The 8,946-nt window shown below is 72.0% G+C and carries 11 protein-coding genes; 8 read left to right on the top strand and 3 right to left on the bottom strand.

Going from position 1 to position 8,946, the window contains the following annotated elements:
• On the top strand, window positions 1–210 hold a 210-nt coding region (locus VGD70_RS22525; protein ID WP_331084450.1), incomplete at its 5' end, for a D-arabinono-1,4-lactone oxidase.
• Window positions 211–363: 153 nt separating this feature from the next.
• Here VGD70_RS22525 and VGD70_RS22520 read toward each other — a convergent pair.
• Window positions 364–627, bottom strand: a complete 264-nt coding sequence (locus tag VGD70_RS22520; RefSeq protein ID WP_331084448.1) for a hypothetical protein — start codon at window positions 625–627, stop codon at window positions 364–366.
• 230 nt (window positions 628–857) lie between these two features.
• Between VGD70_RS22520 and VGD70_RS22515 the strand changes: the two genes are divergently transcribed.
• Both VGD70_RS22515 and VGD70_RS22510 read left to right on the top strand, forming a co-directional pair.
• Complete coding sequence (locus tag VGD70_RS22515) at window positions 858–1,265, top strand: ATP-binding protein (protein WP_331084447.1); 408 nt, start codon at window positions 858–860, stop codon at window positions 1,263–1,265.
• Between the two features lie 24 nt (window positions 1,266–1,289).
• Window positions 1,290–2,210, top strand: coding sequence for an LLM class F420-dependent oxidoreductase (locus VGD70_RS22510; protein WP_331084445.1), 921 nt, complete (start codon window positions 1,290–1,292; stop codon window positions 2,208–2,210).
• Window positions 2,211–2,333: 123 nt separating this feature from the next.
• Here the strand turns inward: VGD70_RS22510 and VGD70_RS22505 are convergent, their stop codons facing one another.
• Together VGD70_RS22505 and VGD70_RS22500 are read right to left on the bottom strand one after the other, a co-directional pair.
• On the bottom strand, window positions 2,334–3,038 hold the full coding sequence (locus VGD70_RS22505; RefSeq protein ID WP_331084443.1) for an anti-sigma factor: 705 nt from the start codon (window positions 3,036–3,038) through the stop codon (window positions 2,334–2,336).
• Between the two features lie 2 nt (window positions 3,039–3,040).
• Window positions 3,041–3,517: a sigma-70 family RNA polymerase sigma factor gene (locus tag VGD70_RS22500; protein ID WP_331084442.1), complete on the bottom strand. Its 477-nt coding sequence runs from the start codon at window positions 3,515–3,517 to the stop codon at window positions 3,041–3,043.
• A 543-nt stretch (window positions 3,518–4,060) separates the two neighbouring features.
• Between VGD70_RS22500 and VGD70_RS22495 the strand changes: the two genes are divergently transcribed.
• The 5 genes from VGD70_RS22495 to VGD70_RS22475 all read left to right on the top strand — a co-directional run.
• Entirely contained in the window at window positions 4,061–4,528 is a 468-nt protein-coding gene (locus tag VGD70_RS22495; protein ID WP_331084440.1) for a hypothetical protein, read from the top strand.
• 42 nt (window positions 4,529–4,570) lie between these two features.
• Entirely contained in the window at window positions 4,571–6,124 is a 1,554-nt protein-coding gene (locus tag VGD70_RS22490; protein ID WP_331084438.1) for a DUF1996 domain-containing protein, read from the top strand.
• Between the two features lie 28 nt (window positions 6,125–6,152).
• Window positions 6,153–6,755, top strand: coding sequence for a ferric reductase-like transmembrane domain-containing protein (locus VGD70_RS22485; protein ID WP_331084436.1), 603 nt, complete (start codon window positions 6,153–6,155; stop codon window positions 6,753–6,755).
• Window positions 6,752–7,000, top strand: a complete 249-nt coding sequence (locus VGD70_RS22480) for a ferredoxin (RefSeq protein ID WP_331084434.1) — start codon at window positions 6,752–6,754, stop codon at window positions 6,998–7,000. The genes VGD70_RS22485 and VGD70_RS22480 overlap by 4 nt, the downstream gene beginning before the upstream one ends.
• Window positions 6,997–8,946: NAD(P)/FAD-dependent oxidoreductase (locus tag VGD70_RS22475; RefSeq protein ID WP_331084432.1), on the top strand; the 1,950-nt coding region annotated here is incomplete at its 3' end. The genes VGD70_RS22480 and VGD70_RS22475, both read left to right, overlap by 4 nt.

Below are 8,946 nucleotides of genomic sequence, written 5' to 3'. Positions count from 1 at the left end.
CCCGCCGCCGTGTTCGCGCTCCTGCCCGACCTCGAGGCCGCGCTGCTCCCGCTGGGCGCCCGCCCGCACTGGGGCAAGTGCTTCGCGGCCACCGCCGCGGACCTCGCCCCGCGCTATCCCCGGTGGACGGACTTCGCGGAGCTGCGCCGGGCCCGCGACCCGGCCGGCAGGTTCACCAACGCCTACTTGGCCCGCGTCCTCGGCAGCTAGTCCGCCTCCCCGGGATTTCAAAGTGTGCCTTGCGTCCCAGCGAATGGTGCGGGTATCGAGGTGGATGGTGGCTGGGTGCCGTCACGGTCCCCTGAGGTTCCGGTGGTCGGACTTCACACGATGATCTACGCGGCAGGCCTTAGCCCTAGAGATCTAAGCCGCGCCCTTGGCTCGGCCGCCGGGTGGCGTGACGTGCACGATCGAGGACGTCGAGACGAGGTGCACCGACTGGTTGAGCGCCTTGTGCGAGGTCCGCACGCCGACCCAGACGTCCCCGGTCACGGGGTCCGGCTCGAGCGGGCCGACGACCTCGCCGATGCGGAACCGTTCGCCCTCCTTGTCCTGGAGGAGGAACGTGACGAGCGAGCCGCGCGAGGGCCCGGTGACGTCGGAATTGGTGTTGTCCGGTTCGGCCATGCGATGGGGTACCCCCTGTCGGGTGAAGGTATTCATACGAACTCGCACAGTAATCGCCGGTACTCAACGCCTGTAGAGCCGATGGTTGGTCAGCTGCCGTCGAGCGTGGCGTACGCCGATGACATCCCACTCGCGGTGTCCTGAACCGGACGCAATCCGGATGAATGGTCCGCACCGGGACGGGTAACCGGGTCCCAATGCCCCGTAGGCGGGAAGGCAGGCACACAGTCATGAACCCGGGCAAGCACCACGACGACGCTCCCGCCTCCCTGCACCACCAGGGACCCGCGTCGCCGCAACTGGCCGCGCGGTTGCGGCGCCAGCTCATCGAGTGGGCCCGCAACGAGGGGATTCCGGCCGACCTGACCTACGACATCAGCCTCGCGAGCTACGAGGCGATGGCGAACACGGTCACGCACGCCTACCCCCTCGGCACCGTGGGACCGCTGGAGCTGCACGCCCGGCTCGCGGCCGGCGCGGTGGAGGTGACCGTCGCGGACCGGGGCCGGTGGCAGCCGCCCGACGACGGCGTCGGGCGGGGTCTCGAGCTGATCCGGAAGCTGTCCCGGCAGACCGAGGTGGAGCGCGGGGACTACGGCACGACGGTCCGGATGACCTGGCCGCACGGCGCCGGATAGCCCGCCGTGTGGTGATATTGCGCCATGGATCTCCGCATCATGATCGAGCCCCAGCAGGGGGCGTCCTACGACACGCAGCTGCGGCTCGCGCGCGCCGCTGAGGACCTGGGCTTCAGCGCGTTCTTCCGATCCGACCACTACCTCACGATGAGCGGCGACGGGCTCCCCGGCCCGACCGACGCGTGGGTGACGCTGGGCGCGCTGGCCCGGGAGACCAGCACGATCCGGCTGGGCACGATGGTCACCGCGGCGACGTTCCGGCTGCCCGGGGTGCTGGCGATCCAGGTCGCGCAGGTCGACCAGATGTCCGGCGGGCGGGTGGAGCTGGGCCTGGGCGCGGGGTGGTACGAGGCCGAGCACCGCGCGTACGGCATCCCGTTCCCCAAGGAGCGGCACGCGCGGCTCGCGGAGCAGCTCGACATCGTCACGGGGCTGTGGGCCACGCCGATCGGCGAGCGGTTCTCCTACGACGGCCGGTTCTACACCCTCGTCGACTCGCCCGCGCTGCCCAAGCCCGCGCAGTCACCGGTGCCGGTGATCGTCGGCGGGATGGGCACGTCGAAGACTCCCGCGCTGGCGGCCAAGCACGCCACCGAGTTCAACACCCCGTTCTGCTCGCCGGAGGACGCGGCCGCGCAGTTCGGCCGGGTGCGGGCGGCGCTCGAGGCGGTCGGCCGCGCGCCGGACGACCTGGTCTTCTCCTCCGCCGTGGAGACGTGCGTGGGCAAGGACGACGCGGAGGTCGCGCGCCGGGCCGCCGCGATCGGGCGCGACGTCGAGGGCCTGCGGGCGAACGCCGTGGCCGGCACACCCGCGGAGGCCGCCGAGAAGCTGCGCCGCTACGCCGAGGCCGGCGCCACCGTTGCCTACCTGCAGATCCTCGACCTGGACGACCTGGACCACCTGGCCGTCATCGCAAGCGAGGTGCGACCCCAGCTCGACTGAGCCGCAGGGCCCCGGACAGCACGAAACCGCCGGACGACGGATCGCTCGGCGGCGCGGACCCTTCGGCAGAACCACCAGGTCCACCCGGTGCGACCGCTCTTCGCGCCGGGCGGGGATGGTCTGTCAGGTGGCGAAGTCCATCTTCACCGGACCGGCGGTCTGCCGGAGCTCGAAGCCGACGATCTCCCGCATGGGGATCTCGACCGTGCCGCGCTCCTCGGAGCTCGGCTGGTCGACGCCCATCTCCCACGGCGTGACGAGCTCGCGGTGACCGGTGCGGGTGACCGCGGTGAGCTCGCCCTTGGCCGGCCCGGCCACCGCGAACAGGCGCAGGTCCACCGTGGTGGACGAGGAGTCGCCGTCCACGGTGAGGATGGCCGTCGCGTTGGTGGCCGGGTCCGTCGCGGTGAGCGTCCGGGCGCCGGCCACGGCCGTGGTCTCGCTCGGCTTGGCCGGCGCGGAGACCGTGACCGTGGGACCGGCGACGGGTGGCGCGTCGCCGCTGTTGCCGGCACGCCACACCACCAGCGGCACGCTGACCAGCAGCACGCCCACCGCCGCGGCGGCGAGCCAGAGGTTGCGGCCGCGTTTTCGGCGGGCGGACGAGATCTCCGCGAGCGCACCCGCGAGCGCGCCCTCGCTGGCCGCGGGCTCCTCCTTGAGCTGGTCGAGCAGCCGGGGCAGGTCCGCGAGCTCGCGGTACTCGGCCCGGCAGTGCGCGCATCCGGCGAAGTGGTCGGCGAAGGCAGCCTCGTCCGGCGGGTCGAGAATGCCGAGGACGTAGGCGCCGACGTCGACGTGGCTCGCGGCATGGTCGGGTTTGGACATCGCTATCCCTCCCCGTCCCGTAGCACACGACGTAGTGCGCGAAGCGCGTAGAAGACCCGCGACTTGACGGTACCCGGTGGGACCCCTAGCACGCTTGCAGCCTCGTTGACGGTCCGGTCCCGTAGATATGTCTCCTCCAGCGCCTCGCGATGTTCGGCCCGCAGGCCCTGCAACGCATCGGCGACCACCATCGCCGACAGCGCCTGCTCGGACCGGTCCGGAACCGGCACGAGCGCAAGCGGCGCCACATCCACCTCCCTTGGGCGTGCACTGTGGCTACGCCTTCCATCGATCACGATGCGCCGCGCGACTGTGTACAGCCACGCGCGCAACATGCCTGGCTCTCGGTCCAACCGATCTGCGTTGCGCCAGGCGCGGACCAGGGTCTCCTGCACGACATCCTCGGCCCACTGACGGTCGTTTCCGGTCAGTCGCAGGACATGACCGAACAGTGCGCCACCGAACTCGCGGTGGATCATCCTGACCAGCGCCTCGTCTCTGTCCGGGAAACCACCCCCGGTCCTGTCCGAGACGCCTTCCGCGCCGGCGGCTACCCGTCTAGGGCCTGGACGCCGGCTCACGGGGAGACATCCTGGACCCCAGCACCGGGATCCGTCGAGTGACCCAGATCACACTTGTTACGTCGCCGTGATTGAACCGCGATTCCCCTGTCTCCGTATCTGCTGGTGACCGCACGTGCTGGTGTCATCAGGAATCTCCTTGCCCAGAAAGGAAATCACATGCGATTCGCGGCGCTACTGGCGCTACTCACCCCGGTCGCCGCCGCGACCTCGGGGTGGCTAGGTGCGCCGGTCGCGACCGCACGTCCCTTCACAGCAGGCAGGCCGACGCCGGCGGCGGCACAACCCACGCCGCCGGCGTCCGGCAGCCCGCAGCAGGATCAGGGAGCTCGCCCAACGCGTTGCGACGGACCAGGTCGGGCTCGATGCGGAGCTCCGCTCGCTCGCCGGACGGCTCGGGTTTCCTTGCCGGGCAAGGCGAGTGCGGGGCAGCTGGGCCGGATGGCCGAGCTCTCCGCGCTGACCGGCGCCGCCTGCGCCGCGGCGTTCGCGAACCTGCTGCGTGCGGCGCACGGTGAGGTGTTCCCGCTCATCGCCGAAGTTCGCGCCGAGACCGCACCCGACGCCGTCCGCGCCTTCGCGAAGAAGGCGGCCAGTGTCATCGAGGGCGTCATCGAGGGTGTCATCGAGACGGACCTGAACTTCGTGGAGGACACCGGTTTGGTGGACTTCGCCACGCTCGACGAGCAGGCGAGGCCGAACCGGGAGCCCGCTTTCCCCGTGGTGGCACCGCTGCCGCCGGCCACGTCGGCGCCAGCACCGGGCACCCGGGTTCGGGCCAGCTCCGCGACCAGCGTGCCCGCAGCCGTCGATACCGGCGGTGGGGTGAACGTGGGCCTCGCGGTCGCGATCCGCGCCGTCGAGTTCGCCGCGACCCTCGGAGTGCCGCGCCTGCTCCGCTCGACCTGATCGAGCACCGTTTCCACAAATGCAACGAACAGCGAGGAAACCATGCCACGACACCAGATGCAGCGCCGCACCCGGCGACGCCTGACGGTCGCGGGTGTAGCCGCGATGGCGATCATCGGCACGACCGTCGCCGTCGGCATCATCGGCAACGCATCGGCCCGACAGGCCCCCGTCGTCAACCCGGTGTGCCTGCCCGAGCAGCCGCCCGCGAGCCAGACCGCACCGCCGCCGGCCTCGTCCTCCCCCGCGGAGTCCTCCCCCGCGCAGACCGCGCCACCGGCGAGCTCGTCCGCCGCCGGGCAACCGCCCGCGGAGCAGCCACCGGCCCAGCAGCCCCCGTCGGCGCAGCCTCCGTCGTCGGCGCAGCCGCCCGCGCAGAACCCCGGCATGGGGACCCCACCCAGTGACCCGATGGGCATGACCGCCCCCGCGGCCGCGCACCCGCGTCACCCCAAGCCCGTCCAGCAGCCGGCCGCGCAGCCGGAGCAGCCCGCCGGCAACCCCGCGGCCGACCCGGCCGCCGGCGCCCCGGCCCAGAACCCGGCGGCCGGTGCCCCGGCCCAGGTTCCGCCGGACCCGACCGCGGCTCCCCCCGTCGACCCGAACGCCGGCAAGGACCCCGCCGCCGCTCCGGACGAGTCCGGTGACGCGCCGCCAGTGCAGGCTCCCGAGCCCCCCGCCGGTGCCCCCGAGGACCAGTTCGGCAACCCGCAGTGCGCGGACCCGATCGGCCCGTCGGCCGAGGACTACATCAACATCCGCAACGTCGCGCCGGTGAACATGAACGCGCGGCCGGGCCGGGGCGCCTCGCGTGGCTCGTTCGTCGCGAGCTGCGGGCAGAACGAGAACGGCCACCGCAACCCGGACAACTTCATCGTCGCGCCGGGGGTGCGCAACGGTGCCCACCACACGCACGACTACGTGGGCAACCTGACCGCCGATGCCAACTCCACCAACGAGAGCCTGGCCGCGGCCGGCACCACCTGCCGCGGTGGCGACCTGTCGACCTACTACTGGCCCGTGATCCGCATCCGTGCGGCGGCCGGCCAGAACGAGGTCGTCGACGAGGAGAACCCGCACAACCAGGGCACGATCCTGGCCCCGGCGCGGGCTCAGCTGACCTTCAAGGGCAACGCCACCGGGCCGGTCGTCGCGATGCCGCAGTTCATCCGGATCATCACCGGTGACGCCAAGGCCTCCACCAACGGCGGCGCCAACGCCAACGCGAAGTGGACGTGCACCGGCTTCGAGAACCGGATCACCACGAAGTACCCGCTCTGCCCGCGGGGCAGCTCGGTCCAGCGGATCCTGGACTTCCCGAGCTGCTGGGACGGCCAGAACATCGACAGTGCCAACCACCGCAACCACATCAAGTTCCCCGACGCGAGCGGCACGTGCGCGCCTGGCACCCAGGCGGTCCCGGCCCTGCAGATGCGGCTGACCTACAACGTGCCGCGGGGCGGCCTCTTCGTCCTCGACTCCTTCCCGGACGAGAAGCACAACCCGGTGACCGACCACGGCGACTTCGTCAACGTGATGCCCGCGCCGCTGATGGACCGCGTCGTGCGGTGCGTCAACCAGGGTCGCCGGTGCTGAGGAACAGGTAACCGACAGAGGAATGCGCGTGCTGCTGCTGCGACAGGCGGTCGACCAGACCGGCGACATCGCCCACGACCTCGGCGTCCACGAGATGTTCGCCGTGTCTGGCCGGCTCGCCTACGCACTGATGTGCCTGACGCTCACGTTGGGCGTGTTGACCACCACCGGGTGGCTCAACCGCCTCGCGGGGCGTCAGGCCCTGCGCAGCGGCCACCTGGTGGTGGGAACGCTCACCCTCGGGTTCGCGTTCAGCCACGTCGTCGCGCTCCTGTTCATGCGGGTCGAGGTCTACACCGCGTGGGAGGTGTTCATGCCGTTCAACGGCGGTGTCAAGCTCCAGCACACGCTCGGCATCCTCGCGTTCGAGGGGATGCTGGCCGCGTCGATCGTCGTGGGTGTCCGCCGCTGGTTGAGCTACCGGCAGTGGCTCGGCATCCACCGGATCAGCTACGTCGCCTTCGGCTGCGGCGTGGTGCACGCGTTCTTCGGCGCGCTCAACTCCGGCTCGCTGTCCACCCTGTGGCTCGCCGGCATCACGTTGCTGGTGCCGACGGTGACGATCGCGCTGGTGCGGTTCGTGCCGTCGCGCGCGCTGTCCAGCACGGGCATCTACGGGGACGAGCCGTGATCGGCCGCAAGCGCCCACCGGCGCGCCACCAGCTGAGCGTCGACAACGACCACTGCCGCCGCTACGGGTTCTGCGTGGCGGAGGCACCCGAGCTCTTCGAGCTCACCACCAGCGGCGGGCTGCGCTACCGGCGGATCGTCGCGCAGGGCCAGCTCGAGGCCGCGCGGGCGGCGGCCCGCATCTGCCCCACGCTCGCGATCACGTTGGCGGAGGCGGAAAGCCCAACCCGAGGGAGAAACCGTTGACGAGCCCGGAAAGACGCGAGCGCATCGTCGTCGTGGGCGCGGGAGCCGCCGGCCTCCGCGCCGCCGAGCGGGTGCGCGAGCTCGACTTCGACGGTGAGCTGATGATCCTCACCGAGGAGCCGTTCCGGCCCTATCACCGGCCGGCGCTGACCAAGCAGCTGCTCACCGGCGCGGTCCGGCCGCGGGACATCCTGTTGCCGCACGCCGACCTGGACGCCGTGTGGCGCTACCGGACGCGGGTCGCCCGGCTCGACCCCGAGGAGCACGTGCTCTTCCTGCCCGGCGGTGAGGAGATCGAGTACGACGGCCTCGTCATCGCCACCGGCATGCAGGCCCGGCACCTGCCCGGGGCGCCCCGGCACGACCCGCGGGTGCACGTGCTGCGCTCGATCGCCGACGCGATCCGGGTGCAGAAGAACCTGCGCGCCGGCAAGGGCCGGGTAGCCATGATCGGCGGCGGCTGGCTCTCCGGCGAGGTCGCCTCGGCGGCCCGGGAGCTGGGCCGCGACGCGACGATCGTCATGCGCGAGCCGGGGATGCTGCGCAACGTCCCCGGCCACGATGTCAGCGAGACCGTCGGTGCGCTGCACGAGGCACACGGCGTGCGGCTGGTCACCGATGCCGCGATCACCAACTGGGGCACCGGTTCCGACGGCGTGACCATGCATCTGTCCACAGGGGAGGTCGTGGTCGCCGACTGCGTCGTGCTCGGCGTCGGCGCGGTGCCTGCGGTCGACTGGCTGCGTGGCTCCGGGCTGTTCGTCGACGACGGCGTGCTGTGCGGCCCGACGACGCACGCGCTCGGCGCCGAGGACATCGTCGTCGCCGGGGATGTCGCGCGTTGGCCGAACCTGCGCTTCGACACCGTGCCGCGGCGGGTCGAGCACTGGATCAACGCGGTCGAGATGGGCCGCGCCTGCGCCGAGAACCTGTTGCTGGGGCGCGAGGAGGCCAAGCCGTACGCTCCGCTGCCGAGGTTCTGGTCGGATCAGCACGGGGTACGCATCCAGGCCGCCGGGATTCCCGCGCTGGCCCAGGACACCGTGTCGTTGACGGGCTCGAAGCCGGTCGCGTCGCGGGTCACCGGGTACCTCGCGGGCGGCTCGCTCGTGGGGGTGCTGGCGTGGGACAGTCCGGCCGGGATGCTGAAGTGGTCCAAGAAGCTGGACCAGCAGACGACGGAAGCCATGCGCCGCAGGCAGTCCACGGCGAAGCGCCCCGCCGGCCCGGCCGCACCGGCCGTCCCTCCTGCCTACCGGGCCCCGATAGCGACCCCGACCTCGGCCCCCCTGTCCGCCGCGATGTCCGCCCTGGCCTACGAAACCCAGACGACGCCGCCCCTCCAGCAAGGACCGCCCGGCTACCAGGAGCCCATGGCTGCCCGCTCCGGCTACCAAGAACCGGTGGCTACTCGCTCCGGTTATCAGGAACCGGTCGCGGCCCGGTCCGGCTATCTGGAGCCACCGGCGGCCCGGTCGGGCTATCACAATGGACCGGCCTCGCGCTCGGGCTATCTCGAACCTCCGGCGCAGCCCGGGTATCGGGAACCTGTGGCGGCCCGGTCGGGCCAGTACCCCCCGGCTTCCCGCCCCGGCTACCAAGAACCGGTGGCGGCCCGGTCCGGGTACCAGCCACCGGCCCGGCCCGCGTATCAGGAACCGGCCGCCGCGCGCTCCGGCTACCAACAGCCGCCCGCCGTCCAGCCCAGCTACCAGCCGCCGGCGCGGCCCGGTTTCCAGGAGCCGGCCGCGGCCCGGTCGGGCTACCACCTGCCGCCGCGCCCCGGTTCGGGTTACTACGAGCCGGTCACCCAGGCCGACTACGACGGTCTGCTTCCCCCGCCACCCGGCCACCGCCCGCAACCACCCGCGCCCGCCGACTACAAGCCCCCGCTCCCGCCACGCGACGAAGCCGACAACCCGGCCGTGATGACCCTGCCCCCGATC

The sequence above is a fragment of the Actinophytocola sp. genome (assembly GCF_036402745.1).
Classification (GTDB): domain Bacteria; phylum Actinomycetota; class Actinomycetes; order Mycobacteriales; family Pseudonocardiaceae; genus Actinophytocola.
The sequence above is the reverse complement of the archived record's forward strand: the minus strand, read 5'-3'. Positions and strand labels throughout refer to the sequence as shown.